The sequence below is a fragment of the Pseudanabaena biceps PCC 7429 genome, from assembly GCF_000332215.1.
Lineage (GTDB): Bacteria > Cyanobacteriota > Cyanobacteriia > Pseudanabaenales > Pseudanabaenaceae > Pseudanabaena > Pseudanabaena biceps.
The window spans coordinates 1-17,233 of sequence record NZ_ALWB01000106.1 but is presented as its reverse complement, the minus strand read 5'-3'; the positions used below and the strand labels follow the sequence as shown (position 1 = coordinate 17,233).

The 17,233-nt window shown below is 43.7% G+C and carries 13 protein-coding genes, 1 pseudogene and 1 riboswitch; of the genes and pseudogenes, 10 read left to right on the top strand and 4 right to left on the bottom strand.

What is annotated here, in order from left to right:
• The first annotated feature begins 777 nt into the window (after positions 1-777).
• The 7 genes from PSE7429_RS12920 to PSE7429_RS12890 all read left to right on the top strand — a co-directional run bounded on the left by PSE7429_RS12920 (position 778) and on the right by PSE7429_RS12890 (position 6,911).
• Positions 778-1,032 (top strand): hypothetical protein, encoded by a 255-nt coding sequence (locus tag PSE7429_RS12920; RefSeq protein WP_009627654.1) that lies wholly within the window; start codon positions 778-780, stop codon positions 1,030-1,032.
• Between the two features lie 40 nt (positions 1,033-1,072).
• On the top strand, positions 1,073-1,627 hold the full coding sequence (locus tag PSE7429_RS12915) for a hypothetical protein (protein WP_009627653.1): 555 nt from the start codon (positions 1,073-1,075) through the stop codon (positions 1,625-1,627).
• The gene (locus tag PSE7429_RS12910) at positions 1,627-2,568 is read left to right on the top strand and encodes a DNA polymerase III subunit delta' (RefSeq protein ID WP_009627652.1); all 942 of its coding nucleotides are present in this window, start codon (positions 1,627-1,629) and stop codon (positions 2,566-2,568) included. The genes PSE7429_RS12915 and PSE7429_RS12910 overlap by 1 nt, the downstream gene beginning before the upstream one ends.
• 133 nt (positions 2,569-2,701) lie before the next feature.
• Positions 2,702-5,713, top strand: a complete 3,012-nt coding sequence (gene ileS / locus PSE7429_RS12905; RefSeq protein WP_009627651.1) for an isoleucine--tRNA ligase — start codon at positions 2,702-2,704, stop codon at positions 5,711-5,713.
• Positions 5,714-5,841: 128 nt separating this feature from the next.
• Positions 5,842-6,138 carry a type II toxin-antitoxin system Phd/YefM family antitoxin gene (locus PSE7429_RS12900; protein WP_009627650.1) on the top strand — a complete coding sequence of 99 codons (297 nt, stop codon included), beginning with the start codon at positions 5,842-5,844 and terminating at the stop codon, positions 6,136-6,138.
• Entirely contained in the window at positions 6,135-6,299 is a 165-nt protein-coding gene (locus PSE7429_RS27220) for a type II toxin-antitoxin system RelE family toxin (RefSeq protein WP_009627649.1), read from the top strand. Before PSE7429_RS12900 ends, PSE7429_RS27220 begins: the two co-directional genes overlap by 4 nt.
• A gap of 405 nt (positions 6,300-6,704) precedes the next feature.
• Positions 6,705-6,911 (top strand): chlorophyll a/b-binding protein, encoded by a 207-nt coding sequence (locus PSE7429_RS12890; protein WP_009627648.1) that lies wholly within the window; start codon positions 6,705-6,707, stop codon positions 6,909-6,911.
• 151 nt (positions 6,912-7,062) lie between these two features.
• Here the strand turns inward: PSE7429_RS12890 and PSE7429_RS12885 are convergent, their stop codons facing one another.
• Positions 7,063-7,539 (bottom strand): MarR family winged helix-turn-helix transcriptional regulator, encoded by a 477-nt coding sequence (locus PSE7429_RS12885; RefSeq protein ID WP_009627647.1) that lies wholly within the window; start codon positions 7,537-7,539, stop codon positions 7,063-7,065.
• A 151-nt stretch (positions 7,540-7,690) separates the two neighbouring features.
• Between PSE7429_RS12885 and PSE7429_RS12880 the strand changes: the two genes are divergently transcribed.
• A complete protein-coding gene (locus PSE7429_RS12880; RefSeq protein WP_009627646.1) occupies positions 7,691-8,407 on the top strand; it encodes a glutathione S-transferase family protein in 717 nt (238 codons plus the stop codon).
• Between the two features lie 170 nt (positions 8,408-8,577).
• Here the strand turns inward: PSE7429_RS12880 and PSE7429_RS12875 are convergent, their stop codons facing one another.
• Positions 8,578-9,426: a class I SAM-dependent methyltransferase gene (locus tag PSE7429_RS12875; protein ID WP_009627645.1), complete on the bottom strand. Its 849-nt coding sequence runs from the start codon at positions 9,424-9,426 to the stop codon at positions 8,578-8,580.
• Between the two features lie 229 nt (positions 9,427-9,655).
• Positions 9,656-10,105, bottom strand: a complete 450-nt coding sequence (locus PSE7429_RS12870) for a hypothetical protein (protein WP_009627644.1) — start codon at positions 10,103-10,105, stop codon at positions 9,656-9,658.
• Positions 10,106-10,132: 27 nt separating this feature from the next.
• A riboswitch (cobalamin riboswitch) is annotated at positions 10,133-10,280 on the bottom strand.
• 205 nt (positions 10,281-10,485) lie between these two features.
• Between PSE7429_RS12870 and PSE7429_RS12865 the strand changes: the two genes are divergently transcribed.
• The gene (locus PSE7429_RS12865) at positions 10,486-11,778 is read left to right on the top strand and encodes a P-loop NTPase fold protein (protein WP_009627643.1); all 1,293 of its coding nucleotides are present in this window, start codon (positions 10,486-10,488) and stop codon (positions 11,776-11,778) included.
• Positions 11,779-11,935: 157 nt separating this feature from the next.
• Entirely contained in the window at positions 11,936-16,726 is a 4,791-nt protein-coding gene (locus tag PSE7429_RS12860; RefSeq protein ID WP_009627642.1) for a WD40 repeat domain-containing protein, read from the top strand.
• A gap of 67 nt (positions 16,727-16,793) precedes the next feature.
• Here the strand turns inward: PSE7429_RS12860 and PSE7429_RS12855 are convergent.
• A pseudogene (locus PSE7429_RS12855) lies at positions 16,794-17,233 on the bottom strand (IS5 family transposase); the annotation flags it as partial.

Sequence of the window (17,233 nt, the reverse complement as noted above, 5' to 3'; positions counted from 1 at the left end):
AGGGTTTGCTACGCAAACCCTTCCTCAAAGCCCGTTTCAAATTATCCCGAACTCACGTTAGTTACTAGGTTTAGTTTTTAATTCACAAATTTTAATTCGCAAAAGTGTTGTCACACTTTAGTGAATTGGTAAGTAGCTAAGCATAAGTAAACTTAAAACCTAGACGAGCGTAACGCCCGCTACGCAGGCGGTACGCTCTCTGGTTTTGGTTTTTAATTATGCCGAACTACTTATAATTCATTTATGAGAAAATTTATGAGAAAAATATTGATTCGACTTCGCTGAGCCAAAGTATCCTGCTGGCTGAGCGAAGTCAAAACCTCCCGCATTTCCCCGAAATTCATTTACAGCAATTTTTGATCAAAAGCCCCCCATGAAATCTTTTGAAAGTGTTGCTTCGCAACACTTTCAAAAGATTTCATGGCTTGGATTTGAGTGCAAATTTTTGTAGGACTGCTAAGTAGACAATCGTATAAGTAACCAATCGTATAAGTAGACAATCGTATAAGTAACCAATTGCATAAGTAGTCAATCGCAATTAAATGTAAAACCCAGAAAGCTATGGCGCACGCGCAGCGTACGCCATAGCTTTTTAATTTGGATTTTAATTATGCCAAGCTACTTACAGAACTCAGCATCCTTGCGAGAAAGCCAGAGAGGGGGGATGAAGCGGCTAGTTAACCTAGGCTAAAATTTAGATTGCGATCGCACTGTACATTCAGAAGGTAACAAATCTAGGTAAAATCTGCATAGTGCCAGTTAATTCAAATATTTCCCATGCCAGAAGATAACGCTAACGAACCGCAAGTAAACCAATCGGCTAATGAAGCAGTATTTAATGAGGTACTAAAGAGTATAGACATTGACCCAGCTTTGCTTGCCGAGCTTGGCGAAGTAACAAACGATCCAGAACAGGCGATCGACACAGCGATCCGTCAATGGTTGCAGCGTCGAGCAATCAAAGAAGCAGATCGATCGCGTCCGCTTACAATGAATCCTGTCGTTCCACCTCGCGGCGAGTGGAACGATTAGGACTACTGAAAAAATACTTAGAATTTCGTTCCTAAAAAACATGTATGAATTTTGGCTAAAAGAAAAGCTGCTCTTAATTGTGGGACTGTTTCAGTTTGGGCTTATTCTCATTGTTTTTGCGATCGCTAAGTTAAGTAAGTTAGTTGCCTCCAAACTTAGTGCAATTAACGAAAGCAACCAAAATAAGATTAAATTTGCACCGATCCCACCCAGTTCATCGGATAAAGAAGAGGTCGTGAGTAGTCCAATTAATCATGAAACAGATCTTGAAACCGCCCCGCAATCGATCGCTGACGAGTCCATAAATCTACAGCCAGAGATCAATAACGATCAGGACGATCAGGAAAATATTGAGCCACCCGTTCCCGACTTATCGGCAGCCGAACTCACCTATAAAGTCGAAATAGCTCCAGACCTATTAACTGAGTTAAAGGAAATTTCTAGCGATCCTACCGCAATCATCGATGAGGCAATCCGTTGGTGGCTGCGGCGGCGCACCTTGGATGTTTTAGATGCTTCACCCGATCGTCAATATCGCGTGGGCTTGAACACCTACGGTTCGGGAAGATCGAACAAAGATCGTTGGAATGACTAGTGGTGTTTTCCCTAAATTCTCCCTTTGATGTAGTGGTAGGGCAAAACCAAGCGATCAAGCTATTAAAAGCTGCCATTCAACGCGATCGCATTGCTCCTGCCTATCTGTTTGCAGGAACAAGCGGTGTGGGACGCAGCAAAACCGCTTCGGCATTTGCCGAAATTTTATTGGGCGATCGCCGATCGGCTAATCGACTGAGCGATCGCAATCATCCCGATCTGCTATGGGTAGAGCCGACCTATCTGGATAAGGGTAAAATGCTCACCGCCAAAGAAGCCGACGCAGCAGGATTAAAGCGCCGTGCCTTACCCCAGATCAGGATCGAGCAAATACGGGAAATTAGCGAATTTGTGAGCCGTCCCCCCCTTGAGTGCCAGCGATCGGTGGTCGTTCTGGAGGAAGCCCAATCGATGGCGGAGTCTGCTGCGAATAGTTTGCTAAAAACCCTCGAAGAACCACTTTACGCCACGATTATTTTGATCGTCCCCGATGCTAGTGCGATCTTGCCCACCCTAGTTTCACGCTGCCAACGTATCCCTTTCACGAGACTCAATCAGAGCCAGCTACAGGAGGTGCTCGTCCTTGCAGGGCATACCATCCCCCCCGAAGTATTAGCCCTAGCCCAAGGCTCGGCGGGTAATGCGATCGAATCTTTCGAGCGTTTTAAAAGCATTCCTGCTGAATTGCTAACCGCCGTCCGCCAAATTCCTCAAGATGCAAAAACCGCTATGGCGATCGCCAAACAAATCACCAAGGAGCTAGAAGTGGACTTGCAATTATGGCTGATCGATTATTTACAAAATTATTTTTGGGAACAGCAAAGATCGCCGATAGTTTTGCAACACCTCGACAAAGCAAGGGAGTTGATCGCTCGCTACGTCCAGCCACGCTTAGTGTGGGAAGTAACGCTTTTGCAAATAGCAGGAAAGATTGGAAACTGAAGAGCGGTGCAGCGCAAAGCGCCTAGCTTCTCTTTCCGTTTTTTATGGGCGATAGCTATATATGCGTCATAATAGTGATCGTGACCTCCTTGATGAGGTATAAACCCTAGCTAATTTTTGAAAGTTTAGAACGATGACATCTGCTCCTAAAGCCAAACCTGAGAATCTCACGAGTCCCGCCGAATTAAGCGAATATAAAGACACCGTTAACTTGCCGCAAACAGACTTTTCCATGCGGGCAAATGCGATTATTCGTGAGCCAGAGATTCAAAAGTTTTGGCAAGAGCAAGGGATTTTTGAAGACCTCTCCCACAATAATAAAGGTGATGTGTTTACCCTCCATGATGGTCCTCCCTACGCCAACGGCACATTACACATGGGTCATGCCTTAAACAAAGTTTTAAAAGATATTATTAATCGCTATAAGTTATTGCGTGGCTATAAAGTTCGCTATGTGCTGGGTTGGGACTGCCACGGCTTACCGATCGAACTTAAAGTTTTACAAAATATCAAAGCCGAAGAACGCGCTAATTTAACGCCTTTGCAATTGCGGAAAAAAGCCAAGGAATTTGCATTGCAAACGATTAACGAACAGGCGACAGGTTTTAAGCGTTGGGGAGTTTGGGGTGACTATGAGAATGCCTATTACACGCTGAAACCTGAATATGAAGCGGCTCAAATCGGAGTATTTGGGCGAATGACGTTAAAAGGCTATATCTATCGCGGATTGAAACCAGTCTATTGGTCGCCCAGTTCCCATACGGCCCTCGCGGAAGCCGAATTGGAATACCCCGAAAATCACGTTTCGCGCAGTATCTATGTTGCCTTTCCTGTCACTAATCCTAGCGAAAAGTTGAAGGCGATCGCTGATCTAACCAATCTCCATGCCGTGATCTGGACAACCACACCTTGGACAATTCCCGCCAACTTGGGCATTAGCGCCAATCCCCATCTCAGCTATAGCATCGTCGCGGCTGGTGATAAGAACTATATCGTGGCAACGGAACTGGTTGAGAAGTTAGCCGCTACCTTTGAGGAAGCTTTAGAAGTCAAATATACCTTCAAGGGTGATGTTCTTGAAGGAGCCATTGCTAAGCATCCCATTGTCGATCGTCCTAGTCCGATTGTCTTAGGCGATCACGTCACCGCCGAATCAGGTACGGGCTTAGTGCATACTGCGCCTAATCATGGTCAAGATGACTTTATTGTCGGTAAAAAATACAATTTAGGTATGATTTCCCTTGTGGACGATCGCGGTATTTTCAATGAAGATGCTGGTGCAGATTTAGCAGGTTTGAGCGTGCTGAAGGAAGGCAATGCTAAGGTTGTGGAAATCTTGACCGCTAATGGAACCCTGATTAAAGAAGAAGCCTATAACCACAAATATCCCTACGATTGGCGGACTAAGAAGCCTGTGATTGTTCGCGCCACTGAGCAATGGTTTGCCTCCGTTGATGGTTTCCGCGAAGAAGCTTTGAAATCAATCAAAGAAGTTAACTGGATTCCAGCGATCGGGGAGAATCGGATTACCTCAATGGTGCAAGAGCGATCGGACTGGTGTATTTCCCGTCAGCGCACTTGGGGCGTACCGATTCCCGTATTTTATGATGAAGAAACCAACGAGCCTTTGCTCACCGAAGATACAGTCGATCACATTCAAGAACTCATTCGCGAACATGGTTCCGATGTGTGGTGGGAAAGAGAAGTTGAAGAATTACTTCCTGAATCCTACAAAAATAATGGTCGCAAGTATCGCAAAGGCACAGACACAATGGATGTCTGGTTTGATTCTGGTTCCTCATGGGCAGGAGTACTCGGTGGTGAAAGTCATAATTCGCGCACCGTTCCCTATGCGATGAACTATCCTGCGGATATGTATCTGGAAGGTTCCGATCAACATCGGGGTTGGTTCCAATCTTCGCTTTTAACTAGTGTGGCAACCAATGGCTATGCCCCTTACAAAACCGTATTAACTCATGGATTCGTCCTTGATGAAAAGGGACAGAAAATGAGTAAATCCCTCGGTAACATCGTCGATCCGATGGTGGTAATTAATGGCGGTAAAGACCAGAAGAAAGAGCCTCCCTATGGTGCGGATGTGATCCGTCTGTGGGCGGCGAGTGTCGATTACAACGGTGATGTTCCCATCGGCAAAACCATCTTGGCGCAGATGTCCGATGTGTCGCGCAAGATTCGCAATACTGCCAGATTTTTACTCAGCAACCTCTTTGACTTTCAACCTGCGGAACATCTAGTTCCCTATGCCGATCTCACGGAAAGCGATCGCTACATCCTGCATCGTCTCGCCGAAGTCACCAAGGACATCACCGAAGCATACAAGAAGTTCCAATTCTCGCGCTTCTTCCAAGTGATTCAGAACTTCTGTACAGTGGATTTATCAAACTTCTATTTAGATATCGCCAAAGATCGCCTCTATATCAGTGCGCCCAATGCTGCCCGTCGCCGCAGTTGCCAAACGGTATTGATGTATTGCTTAGAGACAATTGCCAAGGCGATCGCCCCAGTACTTGCCCACACTGCTGAGGATATCTGGCAACACTTGCCCTATCCTGCACCAACTAAATCCGTATTCCAATCGGGTTGGTTTATTGTTGATCCTGAATGGCACAAACCCGAACTAGCAGCTAAGTGGAATCGACTACGCATTGTTCGTAACAGGGTAAATAGAGTGCTAGAAACAAAGCGGCAAGAAAAGCTTATAGGCTCTTCACTTGAAGCTAAAATAAAGATTGAGGTTTCACCTGACAAATTACAGCAAGATCTAAAGTCTTTGAATGAAAACCATCAACTGGAAGATCTATTTATTTGTTCTCAAGTTGAATTTGTTACTGGGTTACCAGTGAACCCTATTGATGATTTGATTGTTTTAGTTGATGAACATGAGAAAATCTTTCCATTAGAAGCCGATGTAACATCCGAAAATTCAAAAATTATATTTGATCCCTCAAGAACGAAACCTTCAGACAATGACAAGTATAGATTTGAAGGAGTACGCATTGTTGTAGAAAAAGCTGATGGTGAGAAATGCCCTCGTTGCTATAACTACTCTACCCACATCGGTGAATCGGCTGAGCATCCCCATATTTGCGATCGCTGTGTCAGTGCATTAGCAGGTACTTTTTAGTAAATCGTGATTAGATAGCGATCGCTTACATCTATCGTTTAGATATAGGCGATCGCTGTTTTTTTATTAATTTTGTTGAGCTAAAATCTCTGTATCCAAGTGAATCTAAACTTTGGGAGACAAAACTAATGGTAAATGTTCTGCAAATCGGAGAAGTTGGTACTGAGTTATCTAAACTTGTCAACGAAGTGAGAGATTTGCATACACAGGTTGTGATTGAAGCTGAAGGAAAGCCAGTAGTGGCAATGGTTCGTTATGATTATTTAGCAAATTTGCTTGAAGCCTTGGAAGATGCGATCGATAGTAATTTACTAAAAAAGGCTGTTGCTAGTAATGATCGATTTTTTAGCTTTGAGGATGTGATAGATGCTCATAACAAAGCTCATTACACCGAAGTTGTAGTAGAGGATTTCACGAAGATATGAGCGATCGCTATACGTTGCAGTTTGCTAGAGATGCTAAGAAATCGTTGGCAGAACTACAGCCCAAACAATTCAAGCAAATTGCAACCAAAATATTTGCACTATTAGACAATCCTCAACCGCAAGACTGTAAAGCATTAAAAGGTTATCCCATTATCGTGTAGATTCGGGCGAGTATCGTGTTCTTTACACTGTGGAGGATGGACAAATAAGGATTTTTAGGGTTGGTAAGCGTAATGATGATGAGGTCTATCGTAATTTGTAAAAGGTCTTTACGTTTACTTATAGCTGTCGTCAACTCTGTTGTGACAAAATTAAAACCCAATAAGAGAATTGCGGCGCGAAGCGCCGCAATTCTCTTATTGGGTTTTATGTACTAATACACTTTGCGACAGCTATTTGCGACAGCTATAAAAGTCCAATGGGGTTTGGCAATGCCAAACCCTTCTTTGTGAATACCTCTTTATGTAGGTGCAACTAATCGGTCATCCATGCCTTTAGCTAGATTAACATCTCGAAATATTTTGTTATATTTCTTTACATAAGGAAATCAAACAAAGGAGAAAGCAATGAGCAGCTATACAGTCGACGAACGCGGTGTACTCAACAATTTCGCAGTAGAACCAAAGATGTATGTTGAAGAATCCGACAGAGCGGGTTTCACCCCTTACGCAGAATTATTGAACGGTAGACTTGCAATGATTGGCTTTGTCTCCTTGTTGATCCTTGAAGTTTTCACAGGGCATGGTTTGATTTGGTGGCTGACAAATATCTAAATCCCATCTATTCCTGATCTAAATGTTTGAGACAAAGTAAAAACGATTCTTTAACCCTGCCTTTTGGTAGGGTTTTTTATTGGTTTGGAGATATATCATTACAGTCCAAATCAAAACCCAAGAGTTGATTGGTGGCACGAAGTGCCACCAATCAACTCTTGGGTTTTATATTTATTTGTGCCGAGTTACTTAATAAGCGATCGCATATTGTCTGTAAAACCTTCGCTTCATCCTCGGAGATGTGACTAGCAAAATGCTCAGAAATTCCTTCAGCGTAAACGATCCACATTTTTTGCTGCATGGCTAAACCTGCCGCAGTTAAGACTGCATAGGTTCCGCGCCGATCGCTTGGACAGGATTTGCGATAAAGCAAATCGGCTTTTTCGAGGCGATCGACTAATCGCGTTAGATTGCTACGGGTTAATAGAATTCTTTCGGCTAGTTCGCTTAAGCGTAGACGGTTATCGGGCGCTTCTTTGAGCGTGAGCAGTACGTCATACCACTCCAAGGGAGGCAGATCGGCTTGAGTAAGTTTTTCGGCAATGCGATCGAGGATCTTGGTATGAGCGGTCAAAAGCGATCGCCAAACAGAACTTCGCAAAGGATCTAGGGCTGAATTTATTGACATACTTCCAGTATCCAAAAAAATCGTTGCAATCGCAATTATAAAAATAGGCTCATAGGGGCGGCGCAAAGCGCCGCCCCTATTTTTGGGAATTTAGTTGCAATTGCAATTAAATATGCTAAATTAAATTTAGTTGCAATTGCAATTAATGTAAATGCAACTATATCCAAATATTAGCCCCCTTTACAAATTGCACTTACAAATTGCCATGTTGCCTAAGCTCAAGCTGATCAGCCACAATCTTTGTCCCTACGTACAGCGATCGCTGATCGCAGTCCTTGAAAAGCAAATACCTTGCGATCGCGAATATATCGACCTTGCCAACAAACCAGATTGGTTTCTTAAAATTTCACCATTGGGGAAAGTACCATTACTGCTGGTTGATGATGAAATCTTGTTTGAATCAGCCGTAATTTGTGAATATCTTGATGAAATTACGCCCGATTCGCTGCATCCTGAAGATGCCTTAACCAAGGCTAAGCACCGCTCTTGGATCGAATTTGGGTCAAATCTACTTACAAAAATTGCGGGTTTCTACTCGGCTAAGGATGAAGAGACTTTTGAAGCAAAACGGTTAGACTTGATTACAAATTTAGAACTACTAGAAGCACAACTCATTGCAGCACCATATTTTGTAGGCGAAAAATTTTCGCTGATTGATGCGGTCTATGCACCCATATTCCGTTATTTTGTTGCCTTCGATCGCTATCAAAATTTTGGCTTTAGTGATCGGACTCCCAAAGTTAAGGCTTGGCGCGAAGCTTTATTAGGGCGACCATCGGTTCAGCAAGCCGTTGACGAAAATTATTACGAATTACTTGATGAGTTTTTCCAAAAGAGAAATAGTTTTTTAAGTAAGTTGATTAAATAATAGCTCGGCAAAAAACAGATTTAAAAGATGCGGCGCAGCGTGCGCCGCATCTTTTAGGGTCTTATATTTAATTAAGCCCACTTACTTATAGGATAAATCAAAAGCCCAAAGATAAGTGGTGGCCCTTCGCACCGCCACTTCGCGCCGCCACTCATCTTTGGGCTTTGTTGCTATAGCTTTTGCCAAAGTTGAATCTCATAGCAGAGATGCTTGTGAAAAAGAGTCGAGGCATTAAGCCCTTCCGTAATCAAATTTTTGATTGACTTGCCGAAGAAGTAACGCATCAATTTATAGATCGGTGGAACTGCGATCGCGATTAGATTGCCGATATATTTCAGTGTAGAAACTCCAAAGGTTTGGAAGCTTTGCACACAAATATCCAAAGTTGGAGCAATATGTGCCGAAATGTCATCGGTCTTGACCAACTTAAATCCCGCCTTCTCCATTGATTTATGCAGATCGGCATTAATCAGACAGTTAGAAAACATCCCTTCCTTATATTCAGGATCTTTCCGTAACATATCTGCTAATAGCACGTAACTGCCAGATTTTACCACCGCAGCCGAACCTTCTGCTATCATTTCTGGCGACATATATTGAGTACTTTCGCTAAATAGAATTAGATCATAAGTAAGCTGCGCGGAATACTTTTGCGGCGCTTGCACAAATTCTTGAAAGGTATCAATATGGAATAAAGCTTTTCCTTTGGTACGTTCCAAGAAATTAGCTTGTTGAAGTGGATCGGGAGCTAGTCCCTCAACTTGTAAACCTTTCTCAATCATCGATACAGCATTATCTCCATTGCCACAACCAACATCTAATACGGAATGAATATCGGCTGGAAGAAAAGCGAGAAGGTGGGTGGCATAGGCTTCTTGGGCTACACGCAACTTGGTAACCGTCAACTCATCTGTGGGAGATGGAATTGGTTCCCAATAACCGTAGTGAAGATAGGAAGAACCTGTCAAATCTCGGTAATATTGTAGTGCAGCGTTTTGGTAGCGAATTACATTGTTCATAGACTAGTAAATATAGCAGTTTTCCCTCTGGGCTGTACTATAACAACGTAAGGTTTGCTTAGGACATAAAACCCTAAAGATGAGTGGCGGCGCGAAGCGCCGCCACTCATCTTTAGGGTTTGTCCTCGCTATCTCTTATACCAATTCACGAAAGTGTGACAACACTTTTGTGAATTAAAAACCAAACCCAGTAAGAGTTTTCAAAGCTCCGCCCGTCCTTATCTAACCCTCATTTAGTGTATGTTTCTAGGCAAGGCTGAAACTCTTCCCAACGACGACTGACCTGTGCATAGCAGTCAGGAGGAAAAATTTTCAGGTTTTGGAAGAGATTGATTTCGAGATGATGCTCCATCTTCATCAGGAGAACAATCTCTTTGTCTGGGGCATAATTTCCGACAGCTTGGACGAGAACAGCGATCAATTCTTGATCGAGAGAAAAAGCTTGAATTGAAGAGATTAATTCTTGTTCAGCAATAAATTGTGATTTGAATTGGGTAACTTCTAAGCCTGTGTTATTAGGAGCGATCGCACTGCGATCAATATCACAAACTATGACTCCGCGACCATGCTGCAAAAAGCCTTGCCATGCCGAATAGCCGATCATCATTAGGTTCGCATGAATAAAGCTTTTTTGCCAATAGCCAAAATTGCCTTGCCAATCACTATCTTTTAACTTCATCTATTACCTCGTAGATGTAGATTTATGGATTTGAAATGAGCTTCGGCGGGCGTTCTGACTTTTTCTGCTGATCAACAGAAAATCACAGTTGCGGGACAGCGTTGGATTTGCACCAATCTTTCCCCATTACTTTTAGTGACTGCTCCTCACTAAAACCGAAAGCTGAAGTCAAAGTATAACATCTATGGCGATTGGCAATTTTTCAGAGACAGTTTATACAAAAACTAAAAATGGCTACGCCATTTTTAGTTTTAAAACCCTTACTGGGTTTGGTTTTTAATTCACAAAAGTGTTAGCGCACTCTCGTGAATTGGTATTGCATCCGCTATATTAGGATAGGCGGCACTTGATATGGCTCATCCTCATCTTAAAATCCGACTATGGATCTTGAACTTTCTCGATTTTATAAGGCTTGCAACCCGACGCATCCTCTTGATTCTAGTAATGAAGAGGATCGCAGCTATTATGTTGATTTATCAACGGTGCGGGGTGAAAAGTTAATTGAAAGTCTGTCCCGTAAGATTGTCAGGATTTCACCCGATGAGTCAACCTGCCAGTTATTTACGGGACATATCGGCTGTGGCAAATCAACGGAGCTTTTGCGGCTGAAGCATGAGTTGACCGAGAAAAAATTTCATGTAGCTTATTTTGAATGCGATCGCCAGTTAGAACTGAGCGATGTTGATGCGAGTGATATTTTGTTAGCGATCGCAGGACAACTCAGCAATGGCTTAGAAAAGGAAGGGATCAACATCATCCCAGAATATTTCAAGAAATTGTTTGGCGAACTAAAGGATATTTTGCAAACAAAGCTCGATCTGAGCGCAAATTTCAAGCTGTCAGTGGGGATTGCCGAGATTACGGCTCAAGCCAAGAATAGCCCGTCATTGCGTCGGCAAATGCGCGAACGGTTAGAGTCACGCACCAATAGCATTATCAATTCGATTAATAAGGAGTTACTCGCTCCTGCGAAGGAAAGACTGAAAGCTAAGGGGCTGAATGGTTTAGTCGTGATTGTGGATAACCTCGATCGCATTGAAAATCGCATCGATCTCAAGGAGCAGTCAAGGGCTGGGTATTTATTTGTCGAACGGGGCGATCAGTTGCGGGGGCTAGATTGTCATGTAGTTTACACGGTTCCATTGTTACTGACTTTTTCTAATGATGCCGCGATCGTGACGAGTCGGTTTGGTACGGATATTAAGACTTTGCCGATGGTTCCCGCAAGATTAAAGGATGGCAGTGAGTGCGAGGCTGGAATGGCACTACTCAGACAAATTGTAATGGCGAGGGCATTCCCAAAGGTTAATTCCGTCCAACGGATTAATAGTGAATTTGTGAATAAAGTATTTGATTCACCCCAAACTCTTGATCGCCTATGTCAAGCTAGTGGTGGTCACGTTCGCAATTTATTTCGATTACTGTATGGCTGTTTAGAGCAGGATGATCCGCCAATTACAGCTAAGTTGGTCGAAAGTATCATCGCTAAGGAACGGAATAAGATGATAAAAACAATTACTGATGATGAATGGGAACTAATTACAAAAGTAAAACAGGATAAGAAGGTAAGAGGTGAGTCGGAGTATCAGACGCTGATCAAGAGCCAGTTTGTGTTTGAGTATGAATATCAAGGTGATAGTTGGTTTGATGTAAATCCAATTTTGGATGATTAAGACTCTCACCCCCAATAGTTACTATGTACACACAAGTCTCAAAAACCCCCTTTAATTCCCCTTTGCAAAGGGGGAAAACTAGAAATCTTGTTCCCTCCCCTTGCTAAGGGGAGGGCTAGGGAGGGGTTATTAATGAGAATAAATAGAGGAAAGTTCGATGAGCGATCGCACCGATATAATTGCAGATAATAATCGCGATGCATTACGTCGATTGACGAGAATTGTGACGCGATCGCAGGGATTTTCATTGTCGATCACTTTATGTAATTATCGAATTTTACAAAATCGCGTATTGCAAGACTTGCGATCGCAATTAGCAGCAAACAATTTACCAGAAACGGCGATCGCCATAATTGAACTGAAACCTGATACTAAAACTTTGCTAGCACCGATTCAGGTATTGATGGGAGAGGTTAATCAATTACCACCAGAGCAGAAGCCCAAGGTGCTAATGGTTTTGGGATTGGATGCGGTTACGGAAATCGAAGTAGTTTTGAAATCGGCGAATCGAGTACGGGAGGAATTTGCCAACTGTTTAGAATTTCCGATGGTGCTGTGGCTGAACGATCGCACTCAGGATATTTTGACCCGTGAGGCAAGCGATCTGGCGAATTGGACTACGGCAGGAGCGATCGAGTTTCAGCTTGATACCGATGAACTAAAGATACTGCTCCAAGAGTCAACGGAAGAGATGTTCGAGCTTTTTCTCAATCTTAGCAATCGTAAATCGCTACAAACAGCGATCGCGAGTGGTTTACAAAGGTTTGAACTAAGAACTGCGGTGACGGAGTTAGAAACAAAAAGCGTCATCGATCTAGAACTGAGGGCAAATCTCGATTTTGCTTTTGGTTGTATTGCTTTTACGGAATCGCAGATCAATCAGGCAAAGGAACTATTTCAAAAGAGTTTGGCGTTTTGGCAAGGTGGAAATCAGCTTAAACAAGCAGTTTGCCTATTGCAGTTAGGGATGTGCGATCGCGCGATCGCTTTTCGTAGTCGCTTCAATAAAGAGCCATTTTATCGGACATCGCAACAATATTTTACGCAAAGTATCGCCATTTTCCGCCAAATAGAACAATGGGATCTTGTTGCCGAATATATTAATTTTTTGACAGTTACGGTAGAAGAGTTAGCAAGTTTGGAATTCTCTACCCTATCGCATCAAGAGCAATTAAATAATAACTTGTGGGAAGAACTAGAATCTCTTGCAAACGAGGCGTTAGTACTCCATCAGACTTATCCTAATCCATTACGAGAGGCTAACGATCGCGGTATTCTTGCCGCAGTCAGACTAGTTAAGGCTGACTATGCCGCCGCAAAACAGTTTGCCGAGTCAGCACTGGCTCTCTATCAGGATGCGACAGATCGCAAATTGCCAAATTTGCCATTTTCAGAACGCTATATCTATGGGAAATATGAGCTTTGGCTCGCAAAAGCCTTAGCAGGAATGGATGATAAACAAGGCGCGATCGCTCGATTAGAAGGAGTACGCGATCGCTGGCGACATCAGTATGACGCTAGGGTATATGTGGCAGTTTTGGAGGAATTGCGATCGCTCTATACATCGGCAGGGCTATATCTTGAAGCATTTGAAACGAAGCAACATCAGCGATCGGTGGAGCAGCAATATGGGCTACGCGCCTTTATTGGGGCAGGAACACTGAATCCTAAACGGGAAGCTAGTAATCCTGATATGTATGCTTCTATATCATTTAAGAATGATGGCATTGCTCAAGAGATTGAGGCTTCAGGCAGAATGCAAGATGTACAGAACTTGGTTGATCGCATTGGTCAGGCAAGATTTCCGTTAACGGTGGTGCATGGTGATTCAGGTGCGGGGAAAAGTTCAATTTTGAGTGGTGGTGTGATTCCTGCATTACGAGCGAGAGAAAGCTTTGATGGGCGCAAGGTTTTAGTTTTGGTAGTTAGGAATTATAAAGATTGGAGCTTAGAAATCAAGCGTCAGTTGGATCGATATTTTAGCGATCGCTCTCCCGATCTCGATCCAATTCATCATTTCAAGCGCAATATCGAAGAGAATTATTTGACAGTAATAATATTCGATCAGTTTGAGGATTTCTTTTTTAAGAAGGAAGATTTTCGCGATCGCTTGCCATTTTATAAGTTCCTGAAGGCTTGTTTGCATACGGATTTTGTGCGGGTGGTGCTGTCGCTGCGGGAGGATTATCTGCATTATTTGTTGGAATGCGATCGGGCGGTGGATTTGGAAAAGGTGGAGAATGATATTCTCGGTAAGCAGGTGCGCTACTATGTGGGGGATTTTACGCAGGATCAGGCGCGACAGGTGATCGAGGCATTGACTAGGCGATCGCAGTTACGTTTGGAACCTGAGCTGATTGATCGCCTTGTAACGGATTTGAGTGGTGAGCAGTTGCGGATTTTGCCAATTGAGTTGCAGGTGGTGGGGGCGCAGTTGGAGTCGGAGAATCCGCCGATCACGAATCTGCGTGAGTATATGGCTTTGACGTGTAGTGTGGTTGGTGCGAAGCACCAACCACACTACACTATGTCTGGACGTAAGCCTAGTGAGGTGTTGGTGGAGCGGTGGTTGGAGAATGTGGTGCGGGACTGTGGGGTGGCGAATAAAGATTTGGCGGAGAGGGTGTTGTATGCGTTGACGGGGAATGAGGAGAAGCGTCCGCAAAAGACGCAAGCGGAGCTTGCGAGTGAGTTGTTGGGAGTGGGATCTAGTGATGGTTTTCGATCCCCCCCAGCCCCCCTTAAAAAGGGGGGAGAAGAGTTACGCCAATTCCCCCTTTTTAAGGGGGATGCCGAAGGCAGGGGGATCGAACTTCTTAACGAAGCAGAAAATCTCTCGCTGGTGCTAGCGGTTCTAGTCGGCTCTGGGCTTGCTTTTCGGGTGAGTAGTTCGCCTGATGATCGTTTTCAGTTGATTCATGATTATTTGGTTAGCTTTATTCGCAAAAAGTATGTCTTCGGCATGGCGGAAGAGTTGCGGATGACTAAAGAACAATTGCGATTGGCTTTAGCAGAAAAAGAAAACGCCCTAGCAGAAAAAGATAAAGAACTACAACGCGCTGAAATTGCTGAAATCGAAGCGTTGAGTATTGCCTGTGAGGCTTATTGGCTGGCGAATAAAGAATTAGAGGCAATGATCACGGGATTGAAAGCTGCAAGATGCATCTTCGATCCTGATATCCGCAAGATTGTTCCTAGTTACATTAAGGATAGAACCTTAGGACGACTATGGGAAGTCATTTATAACATTCGCGAAGCTAATCGCCTTGAAGGTCATAACAAGTCGGTTACAAGCGTAGCCTTTTCACCAGATGGAAAAACTATCGCCTCTGGTAGTAATGACAAGACAATCAAATTATGGAATTTGGAAGGAAAAGAACTACGGACGCTGATAGGACATCGCAATGGGGTTTGGAGTGTAGCTTTTTCACCAGATGGAAAAATCATTGCCTCTGGCAGTTCTGACTACACGATCAAATTATGGAATCTGGAAGGAAAAGAACTGCAGACGCTGACGGGTCATAGCAATTGGGTTGAGAGCGTAGCTTTTTCACCAGATGGGAAGATCATCGCCTCTGGCAGTTCTGACCTCACGATCAAATTATGGAATCTGGAAGGAAAAGAACTGCGGACGCTGACAGGGCATAGCAATATTGTTATGAAGGTAGCCTTTTCTCCCGACGGCAAAACCATCGTCTCTGGCAGTGATGACAAGACGATCAAATTATGGGATCTGGCTGGAAAAGAACTGCGGACACTGACGGGGCATAGCAATGAGGTTTGGAGTGTAGCCTTTTCACCAGATGGGAAAACTATCGCTTCTGGTAGTAATGACAAGACAATCAAGTTATGGGATCTGGCTGGAAAAGAACTGCGGACGCTGACGGGACATAGCAATGGGGTTTGGAGCGTAGCCTTTTCACCAGACGGGAAGATCATCGCCTCTGGCAGTCGTGACCACACAATCAAATTATGGGATCTGAAAGGAAAAGAAATTCAGACACTGACGGGTCATAGCAATATCATTACGAGGGTAGCCTTTTCACCAGATGGGAAAACCATCGCCTCTGGCAGTGCTGATCACACAATCAAATTATGGAATCTCAAAGAAAAAGAACCACAGACGCTGACGGGGCATAGCAAAATCGTTATGAAGGTAGCCTTTTCACCAGATGGGAAAACCATCGCCTCTGGCAGTTATGACAGCACGATCAAATTATGGAATCTGGCAGGGGAAAAACTGCGGACGCTGAGAGTTGATAACAATTTCGGTACAGTAGCCTTCTCACCAGATGGAAAAACTATCGCTTCAGACGGTTATAAACACACGATCAAATTATGGAATTTGGCAGGAAAAAAACTGCGGACGTTGACAGGTCATAGCAATGCAGTTGGGAGCGTAGCATTTTCACCAGATGGGAAAACCATTGTCTCTGGTAGTTATGACCACACGATCAAATTATGGGATCTCGAAGGAAAAGAACTGCGGACGCTGACGGAGCATAGTAGTATGGTTATGAGCGTAGCCTTTTCACCCGATGGAAAAACCATTGTCTCTGGTAGTGATGATAACACCATCAAATTATGGAATCTCGAAGGAAAAGTGCTGCGGACGCTCACAGGTCATCGTAATTGGGTAGGGAGTGTTGCCTTTTCACCCGATGGGAAAACCATCGTCTCTGGCAGTTCTGACAACACCATCAAATTATGGAATCTCGAAGGAAAAGTGCTGCGGACGCTCACGGGGCATAGCAATTGGGTTAATAGCGTAGCCTTTTCTCCTGATGGCAAAACCATCGCCTCTGGCAGTTCTGACAACACGATCAAATTATGGGATATTGATCCAGAGTTAGCAATTTCTGAAGCCTGTGATTGGCTACGTCCATATCTCACCAATAACCCCAATGTTTCTGAAAGCGACAGACAACTTTTGGGAAGTAAAAAGTAGAAAGGAAAAAGGCGTTGTTGCATGAATAAAAAGAAGACAAAAGAATAGAGAATATTAGGATAGATAATTAACTAACAACAGAACAGGAGACAGGTTTAGCAAGTTGAATCATGCGATTAAGCGCAGCACATTTGATGAACAACTCAACCGCCTGATTGTCAAATTTACGAGAACATAAAGTACCACCAAAGATTTTTTGAAACGAAACATCGTGGTTTCTGCCAAAGAACGACGATGATAACCTGAGTCACGTTTCCATTTTTTACGCCCATGTTTACGGATATAACGGAGATTTTGGTCACGGGGATGTGGTGGAGCATTGGTATTGCCATGAAGCCAGATTTTGGCATCTTTGCGCGGAGGAATCACGGCTTTAGCACCATGTTGGGCTATCTCGTCATAACAATGACGATGGTCATAGGCTCCATCTGCGGAAACTTGAGCGATTTCAGCATCAATGCCTTCGAGAATATCGGCGAGTACTTCACCATCGTGGCAATCATTCAT

Excerpts from the sequence above, each read along its gene's own strand:
- PSE7429_RS12865 (WP_009627643.1), top strand. The coding sequence starts at position 10,486 with ATGGATCTTGAACTTTCTCGATTTTATAAGGCTTGCAACCCGACGCAT.
- PSE7429_RS12860 (WP_009627642.1), top strand. The coding sequence starts at position 11,936 with ATGAGCGATCGCACCGATATAATTGCAGATAATAATCGCGATGCATTA.
- PSE7429_RS12920 (WP_009627654.1), top strand. The coding sequence starts at position 778 with ATGCCAGAAGATAACGCTAACGAACCGCAAGTAAACCAATCGGCTAAT.
- PSE7429_RS12885 (WP_009627647.1), bottom strand. The coding sequence starts at position 7,539 with ATGTCAATAAATTCAGCCCTAGATCCTTTGCGAAGTTCTGTTTGGCGA.
- PSE7429_RS12870 (WP_009627644.1), bottom strand. The coding sequence starts at position 10,105 with ATGAAGTTAAAAGATAGTGATTGGCAAGGCAATTTTGGCTATTGGCAA.
- PSE7429_RS27220 (WP_009627649.1), top strand. The coding sequence starts at position 6,135 with ATGAGCGATCGCTATACGTTGCAGTTTGCTAGAGATGCTAAGAAATCG.
- PSE7429_RS12915 (WP_009627653.1), top strand. The coding sequence starts at position 1,073 with ATGTATGAATTTTGGCTAAAAGAAAAGCTGCTCTTAATTGTGGGACTG.
- PSE7429_RS12875 (WP_009627645.1), bottom strand. The coding sequence starts at position 9,426 with ATGAACAATGTAATTCGCTACCAAAACGCTGCACTACAATATTACCGA.
- PSE7429_RS12880 (WP_009627646.1), top strand. The coding sequence starts at position 7,691 with ATGCAACTATATCCAAATATTAGCCCCCTTTACAAATTGCACTTACAA.
- PSE7429_RS12890 (WP_009627648.1), top strand. The coding sequence starts at position 6,705 with ATGAGCAGCTATACAGTCGACGAACGCGGTGTACTCAACAATTTCGCA.
- ileS (WP_009627651.1), top strand. The coding sequence starts at position 2,702 with ATGACATCTGCTCCTAAAGCCAAACCTGAGAATCTCACGAGTCCCGCC.
- PSE7429_RS12900 (WP_009627650.1), top strand. The coding sequence starts at position 5,842 with ATGGTAAATGTTCTGCAAATCGGAGAAGTTGGTACTGAGTTATCTAAA.